At 65.9% G+C, this 14,485-nt stretch carries 14 protein-coding genes; 12 read left to right on the top strand and 2 right to left on the bottom strand.

The window, feature by feature from the left end:
• Positions 1-24: 24 nt before the first annotated feature.
• On the bottom strand, positions 25-519 hold the full coding sequence (locus tag G3N96_RS33675; protein WP_124578148.1) for a hypothetical protein: 495 nt from the start codon (positions 517-519) through the stop codon (positions 25-27).
• Positions 520-906: 387 nt separating this feature from the next.
• On the opposite strand from G3N96_RS33675, the gene G3N96_RS33670 reads away from it, so the two are divergent.
• The 5 genes from G3N96_RS33670 to G3N96_RS33650 all read left to right on the top strand — a co-directional run bounded on the left by G3N96_RS33670 (position 907) and on the right by G3N96_RS33650 (position 3,997).
• Entirely contained in the window at positions 907-1,578 is a 672-nt protein-coding gene (locus tag G3N96_RS33670; protein WP_206139895.1) for a response regulator transcription factor, read from the top strand.
• A gap of 119 nt (positions 1,579-1,697) precedes the next feature.
• A complete protein-coding gene (locus G3N96_RS33665) occupies positions 1,698-2,360 on the top strand; it encodes a hypothetical protein (protein WP_206139894.1) in 663 nt (220 codons plus the stop codon).
• Between the two features lie 9 nt (positions 2,361-2,369).
• Positions 2,370-2,906: a PAAR domain-containing protein gene (locus G3N96_RS33660; protein WP_206139893.1), complete on the top strand. Its 537-nt coding sequence runs from the start codon at positions 2,370-2,372 to the stop codon at positions 2,904-2,906.
• A gap of 4 nt (positions 2,907-2,910) precedes the next feature.
• The gene (locus tag G3N96_RS33655; protein WP_206139892.1) at positions 2,911-3,558 is read left to right on the top strand and encodes a M35 family metallo-endopeptidase; all 648 of its coding nucleotides are present in this window, start codon (positions 2,911-2,913) and stop codon (positions 3,556-3,558) included.
• Positions 3,548-3,997: an OmpA family protein gene (locus G3N96_RS33650; RefSeq protein ID WP_206139891.1), complete on the top strand. Its 450-nt coding sequence runs from the start codon at positions 3,548-3,550 to the stop codon at positions 3,995-3,997. Before G3N96_RS33655 ends, G3N96_RS33650 begins: the two co-directional genes overlap by 11 nt.
• 101 nt (positions 3,998-4,098) lie before the next feature.
• Here G3N96_RS33650 and G3N96_RS33645 read toward each other — a convergent pair whose 3' ends face one another.
• Positions 4,099-5,652, bottom strand: a complete 1,554-nt coding sequence (locus G3N96_RS33645) for a methyl-accepting chemotaxis protein (RefSeq protein ID WP_206139890.1) — start codon at positions 5,650-5,652, stop codon at positions 4,099-4,101.
• A gap of 248 nt (positions 5,653-5,900) precedes the next feature.
• Between G3N96_RS33645 and panE the strand changes: the two genes are divergently transcribed.
• The 7 genes from panE to G3N96_RS33610 form a co-directional block, all read left to right on the top strand.
• Positions 5,901-6,848 (top strand): 2-dehydropantoate 2-reductase, encoded by a 948-nt coding sequence (gene panE, locus G3N96_RS33640; protein ID WP_124578144.1) that lies wholly within the window; start codon positions 5,901-5,903, stop codon positions 6,846-6,848.
• A 231-nt stretch (positions 6,849-7,079) separates the two neighbouring features.
• Positions 7,080-8,039 (top strand): AraC family transcriptional regulator, encoded by a 960-nt coding sequence (locus tag G3N96_RS33635; protein ID WP_206139889.1) that lies wholly within the window; start codon positions 7,080-7,082, stop codon positions 8,037-8,039.
• A gap of 120 nt (positions 8,040-8,159) precedes the next feature.
• Positions 8,160-9,104 carry a substrate-binding domain-containing protein gene (locus tag G3N96_RS33630; protein WP_124578140.1) on the top strand — a complete coding sequence of 315 codons (945 nt, stop codon included), beginning with the start codon at positions 8,160-8,162 and terminating at the stop codon, positions 9,102-9,104.
• Between the two features lie 62 nt (positions 9,105-9,166).
• Positions 9,167-10,687: a sugar ABC transporter ATP-binding protein gene (locus G3N96_RS33625; protein ID WP_206139888.1), complete on the top strand. Its 1,521-nt coding sequence runs from the start codon at positions 9,167-9,169 to the stop codon at positions 10,685-10,687.
• Positions 10,674-11,687, top strand: a complete 1,014-nt coding sequence (locus G3N96_RS33620) for an ABC transporter permease (RefSeq protein ID WP_206139887.1) — start codon at positions 10,674-10,676, stop codon at positions 11,685-11,687. Before G3N96_RS33625 ends, G3N96_RS33620 begins: the two co-directional genes overlap by 14 nt.
• Before the next feature lie 46 nt (positions 11,688-11,733).
• Complete coding sequence (locus G3N96_RS33615) at positions 11,734-12,822, top strand: alcohol dehydrogenase catalytic domain-containing protein (protein WP_206139886.1); 1,089 nt, start codon at positions 11,734-11,736, stop codon at positions 12,820-12,822.
• A 29-nt stretch (positions 12,823-12,851) separates the two neighbouring features.
• Positions 12,852-14,485: FGGY-family carbohydrate kinase (locus tag G3N96_RS33610; protein WP_241022948.1), on the top strand; the 1,634-nt coding region annotated here is incomplete at its 3' end.

Below are 14,485 nucleotides of genomic sequence, written 5' to 3'. Positions count from 1 at the left end.
CGCGGCCCGGCGCGCCGCGCGCGATCAGGCGGCCGGCCGCTCGAAGCCCGATGCGACCCAGCGCTCGGCGCTGGCCTTGTTGAGCTTGAACCCGGCCGACACCTTCGCTTCGGCCAGCAGCTCGCCATACGGATCGAATGCCTTGAGCTGCGCGTACGGCTCGAATTCGTCCGGCACGATGTCGAGCGTCACCGACACATCCTGGTCGTCCTCGCCCTGAACCGTCACTTCCTTGTGCAGCATCGCGCGCCGCTGCTGCTCGTGCCGCATCAGCACCTCGGTCGCGGTCTTCACGAGCGTGCGGAACGCGTTCGCGTCCATCGGCTTCGGGTTCTTCTTGTCGCGGCCCATGGTCCACGGCCCGACGAGCGCGGGCTCGGACTCGCCGTCCTTGATCATCTCGACGGCCCAGCCGTCGTCGTCTTCGTTCTTGATGATGCGGGCCGTCCAGCCGTTGTCGCGCCAGAGGCCGTCTTCGTGGATGGAGGTGTCGTCGGATTGCAGGTCGGATTCGGTCATGGGGAAAGCGGAGGTACGGGCAGCCGGCAAACGGGCGGCGGCACGCGGCCGGCATCGGCGCGTCGCTCGCCGCCGGTGGCCCGGCGCGGGATGCAAAGGCGTCGATTTTACCTGCTGGCCGGTCGCTTGGCCCGTATCGGCCGCCACGCCGGCCATCCGGCCGATGTCGGCGGCGACCGGCCGCCCGGTGTCAGGCGTTCGAACCGGCGCAAATATCAAACTCGTATTACGTCTCCGGCGGCCGATCCCGATGCCGTCCGATAGCCCGCCTGCGCGCGGCTTCATAGAATCGACATTCAGGCTAAAAATAGCCTGAATGTCCTTTCAACGCCAAATCGGCCGCGCGCGTCCCGTGTCGCGCGGCCGATGAATCACCTGGAACTGCGCATGAGGAAATTCAATGTTCGCGTCGTTTTCGCGTACGACTGGCCGTTGACGCTGGCCGGCATCGAGCAGGTCGCGGGCAGCGGCTGTGCGATCGAGATCGTCGCGGTGTACCGGAGCGTGGCCGAACTGGTCGCGTCGCTCGGCGGCGTCGACTGCGATCTCGTGCTGGTCGATTATGCGATCCGGGCAGACGAGCAGATGGACGGCCTCGCGCTGTTCGACTGGCTGCGGCGCACGCGTCCGAACGTCGGGATCGTCGCGCTGGTCGCGAACGAGAATCCGCTGATCTTCGGGTCGATCCTCGCGATCGGTGGCGTGAGCATCGTCAGCAAGTTCGACGAGGTCGGCCATATCGTCACGGCCATTCATTCGAGCTACAGCGGCGGGCGTTACCTGTCGCCGCTCGTCAGGCGCGCGGTCGATGCATTCGGCGAGCGCGGCGAGGCGCCCGTGAAGCTGTCGGCGCGCGAGATCGAGGTCATTCGCCTGTATCTGTCGGGGGTGCCGATCAAGACGATCGCGCAGCGTCTGAGCAAGGGCAAGCAGACGGTCAGCGCGCAGAAGATCAGTGCGATGAAGAAGCTCGGCGTGAGCAACGACGTCGAGTTGATCCAGCGGGCGGCGGGGTTGGGGCTTGGGGCGGCATCGGGTATGTCGAGGGATATTTGCTGAACATCCGCGTGATCGCCTATTGAGTCGGAGTGCGAATAAATATCGTACTCATCCTATAGACAGGGAGATTCTTACCGGCGAATGTCTATGGTCCGTCGACGTACAAGGTATCCGAGTCCATGACCCAAAAGGAACATGCCGAATGTCCGTATTTCCTTCATTCATCAATCAAGCTTTATACGCTGGTGCAGCAGCTACACACGTCACCGATCGATGCACCCGAGGTGATCGATCCGACTTACAGCGGCAACATGCGGATGATCTGTACGCGTGATCCGTTCATTTGCACCTACCTTTCTCCACTTGATGCGGTCATGGGTTCCCGAGCGCTCGCGCGTAACGACGGCCATTTTTGGCCGATCGACTTTCGCCAAGTCGATACCCGTCATTTCATGGAAAAACATGGTCGATTGTCGGTCGCCGTGAACTATGCCTATGCGGCGGCCGGGGGGCGTCTGGTTGTGTCCGATGCGGGACATCCCCTGATGGTCTACTTTGCTTCCTTCTTCGACGTGCCGCTCGATCAGCGTGACCATTTCACGATCCAATTTCCGGATGACGTGGCCGAGCGAATCGAAATTGCCTATCAGCGCGCCGGGTTATCCGGGTTCGGCGCAACGCTTGACGCGATGCGCAAGTGGACGGCCGAGCAGATAGCCGACGCAGAGGTCGAAGCACTGACATGCAAGCCACCGACGATTGCATTCACCGGGGCCGAAGTCGATCAATACGCGATCCACGATCCCGAATCCGGCGAATGGATCGTTACCGATTTCGATTGAGGACACACCGTGAGCAAACGAGTAATCAGAGCTGGCGACATGACGACGACGGGCGGGATAGTCGTCGAAGGTACATCGTCAATCGTTGTTAGCGACAGGATCGCCGCATTGAACGGCGATAGGGCGACGTGCGGAAATTGCGACGGTATGTTCCCCATCGCCGGGAGTGCTGTCAGCGTTATCTCATCCAACCGATGCGTTGCGGTTGAAGGCGACCCGGTACTTTGTCCGTGCGGGCAAAACCGACTGATCGCCGGTGCCGACTGCACGTTTTTCATTGGCGGGGACGGCGGCCGCAATGACGCGATGCCGTACTTCGGTAACGTCGCATACTCCCCCGAGCGGTTCGCGTCCGCTCGCTGCACCCACGACGATCAATTCGTCATCCGCGACGTTCGAACGAAGGAACCGTTAAGTAACGTGCGCTATTGGATCAAAGGTCGATCGGGAAACGTGCTTGCATCCGGTGTGAGCGACGGGCGGGGTTGTACCGAGCGCGTGCGAACCGAACGCGCGCAGACATTGACGCTTGTAATCGAGGATTGAGAGGATGGGGACCCAAACCACCGTCGCCGAGACGACGACGAACACCATTGCAGGATCGCAGACGTTCGCGGATGTTGACCTGCGACCGATCTGCGAGAACATGACCAACTCAGAATTTCGGGCCGTCTTTGCGAAGGCTCAAGCTAAGGCCGTCGAAAAGCTAGGCGCACGCGTCGCCGCATTGCAACGATGGTCACAGGCCGAAAAAAATCGCGTGTTTAAGTGGTTCGGTCGTAACGACGAGCGCACGCGCATGCACCTACTTACCGGCCTAACGAAAGTGCTTGCCGTGGTGCGCGGGTTCAACGAACACAACGTCGTTCGTAGCGGCGGCGCAGGCGACCTGGCGACAGGCTGCACCCCTCACCCGCGCGGGAGGGATAACGAAGCCGCCCACGTATGCGCACCGGATACGGCGACGCATACGATTGCAATCAGCGCGCAGTTCTGCACGATGCGCCCGTGGACGGACGGCGTTGATTCTCACGTGTCAACTATCATCCACGAAGCCACGCATTTTCACGACACCATGTCATCCACCGACGATCAATACATCATCACACCATTCCTGGCGCCTTGGGGGCGGTCGAATCCCGACTTGGCAATTCATAACGCCGATAGCATTGCGGGGTACGTTGTCGATGGTGACTAAATTCCTGGTTGCCACCGCGCTCGCGTTGACCTGCGCGCACGCATCCGCCGCATGTGACGGCCCATCGAATATGCCAGGGCATTACATCGATATTGTGTTCGATACCAATTCGAGCGCAATTTCTCCGGCCGAGCGCTCACGGCTGTCCGAGTGGTCGAGCGACATGCACAAGCGCTTTCCGATCATCGATACCGTGTGGTTGAACGGATTGGCCGAAAAGACCGAACGTGACGCGCAACAGCTTGCGAAGCGACGAGCCGAAAACGTGATGGCGGTCTTGGAACAGCACTCTATCCACGGTGAGAAAAGCGCCTTAGCTGGCAAAGTATTCAAGCCGGACGAGTTTGGTCAATCCGGGCGACGCGTTGAAGTCAACGTGAGTCCGGGGTGCCCGAATCACTGCTGCCCGAACCTGAACCCCGTCCCGAAGACGCAGTGACCTACCACGGGTCACGACGTGCAGACACGAGGGCATCCCGATCGATGCCGATCGAGCGTGCGGGACACGCGCAGGAAAACCGGCCCGCACGCTTTCAAGGCCTACGCCGGCAACGCAAACCGCGTCACCGCATCCCGCAACGCCTCGGCCTGATCGCGCAGCGAATGCGCGGCGGCCGCGGCTTCCTCGACGAGCGCCGCGTTCTGCTGCGTCACCTGGTCCATCTCGCCCACCGCGCGATTGACCTGCTCGATCCCGGCGCTCTGTTCGCGCGACGCATGGCTGATCTCGTCGAGGATCTCGTTCACGCGCCGCACCGACTGCACGATCTCGGCCATCGTCTCGCCCGCGTGCGTGACGAGCGCCGCGCCTTGTTCGACGGTCTCGTTCGACGACACGATCAGCGACTTGATCTCCTTCGCCGCCGTCGCCGAGCGTTGCGCGAGCGAGCGCACCTCGGCCGCGACCACCGCGAAGCCGCGGCCCTGTTCGCCGGCACGCGCCGCCTCAACCGCCGCGTTCAGCGCGAGGATGTTGGTCTGGAACGCGATCCCGTCGATCACGCCGATGATGTCGCCGATCTTGTGCGAGCGGTCGGTGATCTCGTTCATCGTGCGCACGACGTCGTCGACCACCGCGCTGCCGCGCGTCGCCACCTGCGCGGCCTGGTCGGCGAGCGACGCGGCCTGCGCGGCACTGTCCGCGTTCTGCTTCACGTTCGCGGTCATCTGGTCCATGCTCGACGCGGTCTGTACGAGCGCGGCCGCCTGTTCCTCGGTGCGCTGCGACAGGTCAGTGTTGCCGGACGCGATCTCGCTAGCGCCGACGTTGATGTTCTCGGTCCCCATCCGCACGCGCGACACCATGTCGATCAGTCCGCCCTGCATCGTGTGCAGCGCATGCAGCAGGCTGCCGCGATCGTCCTGCTTCACGGTCACGCGCGCGGTCAGGTCGCCCTGCGCGATGCGTTGCGCGGCGTCGAGCGCGACTTCCAGCTCGCCGCCGAGGTTCGCGCGCACGCTTTTCAGCACGAACACCATCACGGCGGTCGCGATCCCGCCGAGCACGGCCGTCATCGCGAGCCAGCGGCCGACGCTTTCGAGCACCGCCGAGCGGACGTCGTTCATGTACATGCCGGTGACGAGATACCAGTCCCACGGCGCGAAGCGCTGCACCGCGCTGGTTTTGTCCTGCGGCTTGTCGGCGCCCGGCTTCGGCCACAGATACTCGACGAAGCCCTTGCCGCCTTCCAGGTTGCCGGCTTTCACGATCTCGACGAACAGGTGCTTGCCGTTCGGATCGGTGAAATTCGACACGTCCTTGCCGTTGAGCTCGGACTTGATCGGGTGCATCACGATCACCGGCTTCGAGTCGTTGATCGAGATGTAGCCGTCGGCGCCGTGGCGCATCGCGGCGATCGCCTCGAGCGCCTTCTGCTTCGCTTCGGCTTCCGGCAGCGCGTTCTGCTGCGACAGCTTGTAGAAATGGTCGGTCACGCTCGCGGCCTGCGCGACCAGCGACGCGAGCTGGTCGCGGCGGTCCGTGATCATCGATGCGCGCGTCTGCCATGCGCCGAGCCCGGCGATCACGAGCAGGCCGAGCCAGAGGATGACGATCATCGAGGCGAGTTTCTGATTCAGGGAAAGGTTGCGCATGGTGTGTGGTCGGTCGTGGAAGCTCGCCGGAACGGCGTGACGGGATAAGTGACTTGACGGCGCCCGACGGGCGTCGCCGTAGACGGGTTATCCCTAGGAACCGGTACCGTGGACGCATGCCTCTAATCCAAACAAGGGTATCTATGCATATGCATAACGGGTGTCGCTATACTCACGGGGCGATGGCGTGTGCGCCGCGGGCCCGGCTCGGCGGCGCGGGCACCGAATGAAACCGAAAGGAGGCAACGATGCGAATTCTGGTGGTAGGGGCCGGCGCGGTCGGCGGGTATTTCGGCGGCCGGCTGGCCGCGGCGGGGCGCGACGTGACATTCCTGGTGCGCGACGGCCGCGCGGCCGCGCTGGCGCGCGACGGGCTGCTGATCCGCAGCCCGCGCGGCGACCTGACGCTCGCGAACGTGCAGACCGTGCGCGCGGGCGATGCGGGTGCCGGCGTCGCGCCGTTCGATCTCGTGCTGCTGAGCTGCAAGGCGTACAGCCTCGACGACGCAATTCAGTCGTTCGCGCCGTTCGTTGGCCCGCAGACGCTGATCCTGCCGATGCTCAACGGGATGCGTCATCTCGACGTGCTGCGCGACCGGTTCGGCGCCGCTCAGGTGCTCGGCGGGTTGTGCGTGATCGCGGCGACGCTCGATCGCGAGCAGCGCATCGTGCACCTCAACGACACGCACGGGGTCACCTTCGGCGAACTCACGGGCGGTGAATCGCCGCGCGTGCGCGCGGTGGCCGACGTGCTCGGCGGCGCGGGGTTCGATGCGACGCTCAGCGACAACGTGGTTGCGCGGATGTGGGAAAAATGGGTGTTCCTCGCGACGCTCGCCGCGAGCACGTCGCTGTTCCGCGGCTCGGTGGGCGACATTCTCGCCGCGCCGGACGGCCGCCGCCTGCTCGAGACGATGCTCGGCGAATGCAGCGCGATTGCCGAGCACAACGGTCACCGGCCCGATCCGGCCGCCATCGAGCGGATGCAGCGGATGGTGCTGACGCCGTCGCCGCTGACCGCGTCGATGCTGCGCGACGTCGAGAACCATGCGCGCGTCGAAGCCGATCACGTGATCGGCGACCTGCTCGCGCGCCGCGACCCGCAGGCGGCCGATGCGTTGTCGCTGCTGCGGATCGCGTACAACCACCTGAAGGCGTACGAAGTGCGGACGGCGCGCGAGCACGCGGCTGCATGAGCATCGGCGCGGGCGGCCGCCCGGCCGTTCCGCGCTGCACAAATTTGCCGTCCGGCGCCCTGTGCGGCCGGAATGCGCAAAAAAGTATCGGAAATCAGGCGTAAAGTTGGTGGAGCCGCGCGCTCGATCGACCTACATTGCTTCCCATGCGACCGGTCGCGTCGCCGTGTGAAATACGCGGCGCGCGCGCAACGAACCGGCCAGCGAGACATGGGAATGGAGACGCCAACCATGATGCATCCCGATCTGGAAGTGGTCGACGTGCGACGCGACGAGTCGTTCAAGGTCTGGTCGCACGGCTATCCGTATCGCACGATCCGCTGGCACTTCCATCCCGAATTCGAACTGCACCTGATCGTCGCGACGCGAGGCAAGTATTTCGTCGGCGACCACATCGGCTCGTTCGGCCCTGGCCATCTCGTGCTGCTCGGCCCGAACCTGCCGCACAACTGGGTCAGCGACATGGCCGAAGGCGAAACGGTCGAGCGCCGCAATCTCGTGATCCAGTTCGATCCTGCGTTCGTGCGCCGTTGCATGGAAGCGTTTCCCGAATGCCGCGACGCGCAGGCGCTGCTCGACGATGCGCGGCGCGGAGTCGGTTTCGACGCGGCCACCAGCGCCGCGATCGCGCCGCTGTTCGACGAACTGCTGGCCGCGCGCGGCATGCGTCGCATCGCGCTGTTCATGACGATCCTCGAACGGCTTTGCGGAGCGGCCGAACGCACGCTGCTCGCGAGCCCCGCGTACGACCAGGCCGACGTCACGCCCACGCGGCTCAGCCATGCGCTGTCCTACATCGGCAAGAACCTCGCGTCCGAGCTGCGGGAAGCCGATCTCGCGCAACTGACCGGGCAGAGCGTCAGCGCGTTCTCGCGAGCGTTCCACCGCCAGACGGGCATGCCGTTCGTGCAGTACGTGAATCGTCTGCGGATCGAGTCCGCGTGCCAGATGCTGCTCGCCGACGACGCGAGCATCACCGATATCTGCTTCCAGGCCGGCTTCAACAACGTGTCGAACTTCAACCGCCAGTTCCGCGCGGTGAAGGGGATGGCGCCGTCCGAATTCCGCGCATTGCAGCGCCTGAACGCGCGCAGCCGCGAGCTTGCGCTGCATGCGGCGCCCACCGGCAATCCGCTGCCGCCGCGTGTCGTCACGCCCGGCATCCCCGAGCTCGCGCCGCAGCCCGGATGATCGCGGGGCCGCGGCCCGCCTGAATTTCCACGCCGTTTCACCCAGCGCAATCGCGTCGCCCACGTCGCGAGGGGCGCGTTCACCCACGAAAACGCTGCACACATAACCGGAGACACCGTCATGACGCATGCATCGCCCGCTTCATCCCCCCGTCGCGCCGCCCGTATGGCGGTGATTGCCGCGCTCGCCGTCGCGGCCTGGCTGCCCGCCGCCGCCGCGCAGGCTGCGCCGCTGCGCATCGGCATGACGTTCCAGGAGCTGAACAACCCGTATTTCGTGACGATGCAGAAGGCATTGAACGACGCGGCCGCGTCGATCGGCGCGCAGGTCGTCGTGACCGACGCGCATCACGACGTCAGCAAGCAGGTGAGCGACGTCGAGGACATGCTGCAGAAGAAGATCGACATCCTGCTCGTGAACCCGACCGATTCGACCGGCATCCAGTCGGCGATCACGCAGGCGAAGAAGGCCGGCGCGGTGGTGGTGGCCGTCGATGCGAACGCGAACGGCCCGGTCGATTCGTTCGTCGGCTCGAAGAACTACGACGCGGGCGTGATGTCGTGCGACTACCTCGCGAAGGCGATCGGCGGCAGCGGCGAGGTCGCCATTCTCGACGGCATTCCGGTCGTGCCGATTCTCGAACGCGTACGCGGCTGCAAGGCCGGGCTCGCGAAATACCCGAACGTGAAGCTGGTCGATACGCAGAACGGCAAGCAGGAGCGCGCGACCGCGCTGTCGGTCACGGAAAACATGATCTCCGCGCATCCGAACCTGAAGGGCATCTTCAGCGTGAACGACGGCGGCGCGATGGGCTCGCTCGCCGCGATCGAGAGCTCGGGCAAGGACATCAAGCTGACGAGCGTCGACGGCGCGCCCGAGGCGATCGCGGCGATCCAGAAGCCGAATTCGAAGTTCATCGAGACGACCGCGCAGTTCCCGGCCGACCAGGTGCGCATTGCGCTCGGCATCGCGATCGCGCGGAAGTGGGGCGCGACGGTGCCGAAGGCGATCCCGGTCGACGTGAAGGTGGTCGATCGCGGCAACGCGAAGGGCTTCAGCTGGTGAACGACGTGCGATGCGACGCGAAGGGCGGCGGCACGGCCGGCGCTCTTCGCACGGAGAAGCCGATGGACACGATACTCAGGCTCAGCCACATCACGAAAAGCTTTCCGGGCGTGAAGGCGCTGGCCGACATTGATCTGGAGATTGCGCGCGGCGAGATCCACGCGCTGCTCGGCGAGAACGGCGCGGGCAAGTCGACGCTGATGAAGATCCTGTGCGGCATTCATCAGCCGGATGCCGGCACGATCGAGATCGACGGCACCGTCCGCCATTTCGCGGACTATCACGATGCGGTCGCGGCCGGCGTCGGCATCGTGTTCCAGGAATTCAGCCTGATTCCGCACCTCGACGCCGTCGACAACCTGTTCCTCGGCCGCGAGTTGCGCAACCGCTGGGGCGCGCGCGACCGCAAGCGGATGCGTCACGCGGCGGCCGCGATCTTCGCGCGGCTCGGCGTGGCGATCGATCTCGATGCGCCGATCCGTGCGCTGTCGGTCGCGCAGCAGCAGTTCGTCGAGATCGGCAAGGCGCTGTCGCTCGACGCGCGCATCCTGATCCTCGACGAACCGACCGCCACGCTCACGCCGGCCGAGGCCGAGCACCTGTTCGCGATCATGCGCGAGCTGAAGCGGCAGGGCGTCGCGATGATCTTCATCTCGCATCACCTCGACGAGATTTTCGCGGTGTGCGATCGCATCACGGTGCTGCGCGACGGCCAGTACGTGGCGACGACCGACGTCGCGCGCACGGACGTCGAACAGCTCGTGCGGATGATGGTCGGCCGCCGGATCGAAAGCAGCTTTCCGCCGAAGCCGGCACGCGCGGCCGATGCGCCGCGGGTGCTGGAGGTCAACGAACTGCAGATCGAACGCGGCGGCCCGGTGAACCGCTTCACGCTGCATGCCGGCGAGATCCTCGGCTTCGCGGGGCTGGTCGGCTCGGGCCGCACGGAAACCGCGCTCGCGGTGATCGGCGCGACGCGTGCGCATCGCAAGGACGTGCGCGTGCGCGGTGCGGCCGCGAAGCTCGCCGATCCGGCCGACGCGCTGTGCGCGGGCATCGGCATCCTGCCGGAGAGCCGCAAGACGGAAGGGCTCGTCACGTCGTTCTCGATCCGCGACAACATCTCGCTGAACAACCTCGGCAAGTACCGGTCGATGCGCTGGCTGATCGACCGTCGCGACGAGGCGCGCACCACGCACGACGTGATGCGGCGCGTCGGCGTGAAAGCGCCGTCGATCCACACCGAGGTCGCGACGTTGTCCGGCGGCAATCAGCAGAAGGTCGTGATCGCGCGCTGGCTGAACCATCACACGTCGGTGCTGATCTTCGACGAGCCGACGCGCGGCATCGACGTCGGCGCGAAAGCCGAAATCTACGGGCTGATGCGCGAACTCACCGCGCGCGGCTACGCCATCATCATGATCTCGTCCGAGCTGCCGGAAATCGTCGGCATGTGCGATCGCGTCGCCGTGTTCCGGCAGGGCCGCATCGAGGCGACGCTCGACGGCGACGAGATCGATCCCGACACGGTCATGACCTATGCCACGGCCGGCACGCGAGGAGCGACCCATGAACCTGCCTGATTCTTCTTCCACGCCTTCCACGACGCTCGCGGCCACCGCCGGAAGCAGCGACGCACCGCCGCCACGCGCGAGGTGGGCGCAGCTGCGCCGCTCGACGCTGTTCTACCCGCTCGTCGGCCTGATCGTCGTGTGCATCGCGATGATGATCGCGAGCCCGAGCTTCCTGTCCGCCGCGAACCTGGAGAACGTGCTGCGCCAGGTGTCGATCAACGCGATCATCGCGGTCGGCATGACCTGCGTGATCCTGACCGGCGGGATCGACCTGTCGGTCGGTTCGGTGATGGCGCTGTCGGGCACGCTCGCGGCCGGGCTGATGGTCGCGGGCGTGAACGCGGTTGCGGCGCTCGCGATCGGCATCGCGGTCGGCCTCGGCTTCGGCTTCCTGAACGGCGTGTTCGTCGCGTTCGCGGGGATGCCGCCGATCATCGTCACGCTCGCGACGATGGGCATCGCGCGCGGCCTCGCACTGATCTACACGGGCGGCTATCCGATCGACGGCTTGCCCGACTGGGTCGCGTTCTTCGGCAGCGGCAAGGTGCTCGGCATCCAGGCGCCGGTGCTGATCATGCTGGTGGTTTATGCGATCGCGTGGCTGCTGCTCGACCGGATGCCGTTCGGCCGCTACGTGTATGCGATCGGCGGCAACGAGCAGGCGACGCGGCTCACCGGCGTGCGGGTCGCGCGCGTGAAGCTGATCGTCTACACGCTGGCCGGGCTCACGTCGGCGCTCGCGGCGATCGTGCTGACCGGGCGCCTGATGAGCGGTCAGCCGAACGCGGGCGTCGGCTTCGAGCTCGACGCGATCGCGGCCGTCGTGATGGGCGGCACGTCGATCTCCGGCGGGCGCGGCGCGATCCTCGGCACGCTGGTCGGTGCGCTGCTGCTCGGCGTGCTCAACAACGGGCTGAACATGATCGGCGTGAACCCGTATGTGCAGAACGTGATCAAGGGCGGAATCATCCTGCTCGCGATCTACATCAGCCGCGAACGGTCGCGGTAACGATTGATTCATCAGTCATCCAGATCATCAACGAAAGAGACTATCCATGACGACACCCGAAGCCCTGCCGCGGATGACCGCGGTCGTCTGCCACGGCCCCGAGGACTATCGCGTCGAACAGGTCGCGAAGCCGCGCCCCGGCGCGAACGAGCTCGTGATCCGCATCGCCGCATGCGGGATCTGTGCGAGCGATTGCAAGTGCTATACGGGCGCGAAGATGTTCTGGGGCGGCCCGAGCCCGTGGGTGAAGGCGCCCGTGATTCCCGGCCACGAATTCTTCGGCCATGTCGACGCGCTCGGCGACGGCGCGGCCGAGCATTTCGGCGTGGCGGTGGGCGACCGCGTGATCGCCGAGCAGATCGTGCCGTGCGGCAAGTGCCGCTATTGCAAGTCGGGCCAGTACTGGATGTGCGAGGTGCACAACATCTTCGGCTTCCAGCGCGAGGTGGCCGACGGCGGGATGGCCGAATACATGCGCATTCCGCCGACCGCGATCGTCCACAAGATCCCGCTCGGCGTGTCGCTCGAGGATGCGGCGATCATCGAGCCGCTGTCGTGCGCGATCCATACGGTGAACCGTGGCGATGTCCAGCTCGACGATGTGGTCGTGATCGCGGGCGCGGGCCCGCTCGGGCTGATGATGACGCAGGTCGCGCATCTTAAGACGCCGAAGAAGCTCGTCGTGATCGACCTGATCGACGAGCGGCTGGAACTCGCGCGCGAGTACGGCGCGGACGTGACGATCAACCCGACGCGCGACGACGCGCGCGAGATCGTCCGGTCGCTCACCGACGGCTACGGATGTGACGTCTACATCGAGACGACCGGCGCGCCGGTCGGCGTGAGCCAGGGGCTCGACCTGATCCGCAAGCTCGGCCGCTTCGTCGAATTCAGCGTGTTCGGCGAGGATGCGACCGTCGACTGGTCGATCATCGGCGATCGCAAGGAGCTCGACGTACGCGGCGCGCACCTGGGGCCCTACTGCTACCCGATCGCGATCGACCTGCTCGCGCGCGGGCTCGTCACGTCGAAAGGCATCGTCACGCACGACTTCGCGCTCGAGGACTGGGACGACGCGATCCGCGTCGCGAAATCGCCCGAATCGATCAAGGTGCTGCTGAAGCCGGCCCGCTGACGGCCGGCGTGCGCCTCACCGGAGACATCATGGAATACGTCATAGGCGTCGATATCGGCACGCAGAGCACCAAGGCGCTGCTCGTCGACCGGCACGGCACGATCGTCGCGCGGCGCTCGGCCGGCTACCAGCCCGATACGCCGCGCCCGCTGTGGGCCGAGCAATGGCCGCAGGTGTGGTTCGACGCGGTGCTCGCGTGCATCGCGGGCTGCGTGAGCGATGCGCGCGCGCAGGGCGTGCCGGCCGATGCGATCCGGGCGGTGTGCGTGGGCAGCCTGTACGGCGGCTCGGGCATTCCGGTCGACATCGACATGCGGCCGCTCCATCCGTGCCTGATCTGGATGGACCGGCGCGCGACCGCGGAAGTCGACTGGATCAACGCGAACGTGAACGTCGAGCGGCTGCGCGTGATCACGGGCAACGGCGTCGACAGCTATTACGGCTTCACGAAGATGCTGTGGCTGCGCGACCAGCGGCCGGACGTATGGGCGCACGTGCGCTATTTCCTGCCGCCGAACGCGTACGTGATCTACCTGCTGACCGGCGAGGTCGCGGTCGATCACAGTTCGGCCGGCAATATCGGCGGCGTGTACGACGTCGCGCGCCGCGAGTGGTCCGACGACGCGCTCGACATGCTCGGCATTCCGGCGACGATGATGCCCGAGCGGCTCGTCGAATCGACGGACATCGTCGGCGGGCTGCTGTCGCAATGGACGGAGCAGCTCGGGCTGCCGGCCGGCACGCCTGTCGTCGCGGGCGGCGTCGATGCGGCCGTCGCGACCTTCGCGGCCGGCGCGACGCGCGCGGGGCAGCATGTCGCGATGATCGGCACCAGCATGTGCTGGGGTTACGTGAGCCGGCACGTCGATGCGCGTCACGGGCTCGTCAGCATGCCGCACGTGTTCAACGGGCAGCGCGACCTGTACGTGTTCGGCGGCGCGATCACGGCCGGCGCGTCGGTCGCGTGGTTTCGCGACCAGTTCTGCCACGCGGAAATCGATGCGGCACGCCTGCTGCCGCACGGCGATCCGCACGTGTTGCTCGAGGAAGCGGCCGAAGGCGTGCCGCCGGGCGCCGACGGCGTGCTGTTCCTGCCGTACCTGATGGGCGAGCGCAGCCCCGTATGGGACGCGAAGGCGAGCGGCGCGTTCGTCGGGCTGAGTCTCGCGCATACGCGCGCGCACCTGTATCGCGCGGTGCTCGAAGGCGTCGCGTTCGCGTTGCGGCACAACATCGAGGCCGGGCGCCGCGGCGCGGTGGCTTTGGATGACAGGCTGATCGTCGTGGGCGGGGCCGCGCATTCGGCGTTATGGATGCAGATCATCGCGGACGTGACGGGCTTCCCGGTGTGGACGATCGAGCAGGACGTCGAAGCCGCGATGGGGGCGGCCTTGCTCGCGGGCGTCGGGGCAGGGCTCGTATCACACGACGATGCACAAGGCGGCTGGGTCGCGCTCGTCGAGCGCGCACGGCCCGATGCCGGGCGCGCGAACACCTATGCGGCGCGCTTTGCGCTTTACACGGCGCTGTATCCGGCGCAGATCCCGACCCGGGAGGCGTACAAGCAGGCGATGGCGCTCGGTCAGACCGTACTGCAGATGAACGATCGTGGCGGCAAGCTGGCCGCCGCAGAAATTCGCGCATGCGCCGACGAAATCGTCGC

The organism is Burkholderia sp. Se-20373, assembly GCF_017104705.1.
Taxonomy (GTDB): Bacteria; Pseudomonadota; Gammaproteobacteria; order Burkholderiales; family Burkholderiaceae; genus Burkholderia.
The sequence above is the reverse complement of the archived record's forward strand: the minus strand, read 5'-3'. Positions and strand labels throughout refer to the sequence as shown.

What these genes read in the sequence shown, in the direction of transcription:
- G3N96_RS33670 (WP_206139895.1), top strand. Translation starts at nt 907, where the DNA reads ATGAGGAAATTCAATGTTCGCGTCGTTTTCGCGTACGACTGGCCGTTG.
- G3N96_RS33625 (WP_206139888.1), top strand. Translation starts at nt 9,167, where the DNA reads ATGGACACGATACTCAGGCTCAGCCACATCACGAAAAGCTTTCCGGGC.
- G3N96_RS33655 (WP_206139892.1), top strand. Translation starts at nt 2,911, where the DNA reads ATGGGGACCCAAACCACCGTCGCCGAGACGACGACGAACACCATTGCA.
- G3N96_RS33650 (WP_206139891.1), top strand. Translation starts at nt 3,548, where the DNA reads ATGGTGACTAAATTCCTGGTTGCCACCGCGCTCGCGTTGACCTGCGCG.
- G3N96_RS33630 (WP_124578140.1), top strand. Translation starts at nt 8,160, where the DNA reads ATGACGCATGCATCGCCCGCTTCATCCCCCCGTCGCGCCGCCCGTATG.
- G3N96_RS33665 (WP_206139894.1), top strand. Translation starts at nt 1,698, where the DNA reads ATGACCCAAAAGGAACATGCCGAATGTCCGTATTTCCTTCATTCATCA.
- G3N96_RS33645 (WP_206139890.1), bottom strand. Translation starts at nt 5,652, where the DNA reads ATGCGCAACCTTTCCCTGAATCAGAAACTCGCCTCGATGATCGTCATC.
- G3N96_RS33615 (WP_206139886.1), top strand. Translation starts at nt 11,734, where the DNA reads ATGACGACACCCGAAGCCCTGCCGCGGATGACCGCGGTCGTCTGCCAC.
- panE (WP_124578144.1), top strand. Translation starts at nt 5,901, where the DNA reads ATGCGAATTCTGGTGGTAGGGGCCGGCGCGGTCGGCGGGTATTTCGGC.
- G3N96_RS33635 (WP_206139889.1), top strand. Translation starts at nt 7,080, where the DNA reads ATGATGCATCCCGATCTGGAAGTGGTCGACGTGCGACGCGACGAGTCG.
- G3N96_RS33620 (WP_206139887.1), top strand. Translation starts at nt 10,674, where the DNA reads ATGAACCTGCCTGATTCTTCTTCCACGCCTTCCACGACGCTCGCGGCC.
- G3N96_RS33675 (WP_124578148.1), bottom strand. Translation starts at nt 519, where the DNA reads ATGACCGAATCCGACCTGCAATCCGACGACACCTCCATCCACGAAGAC.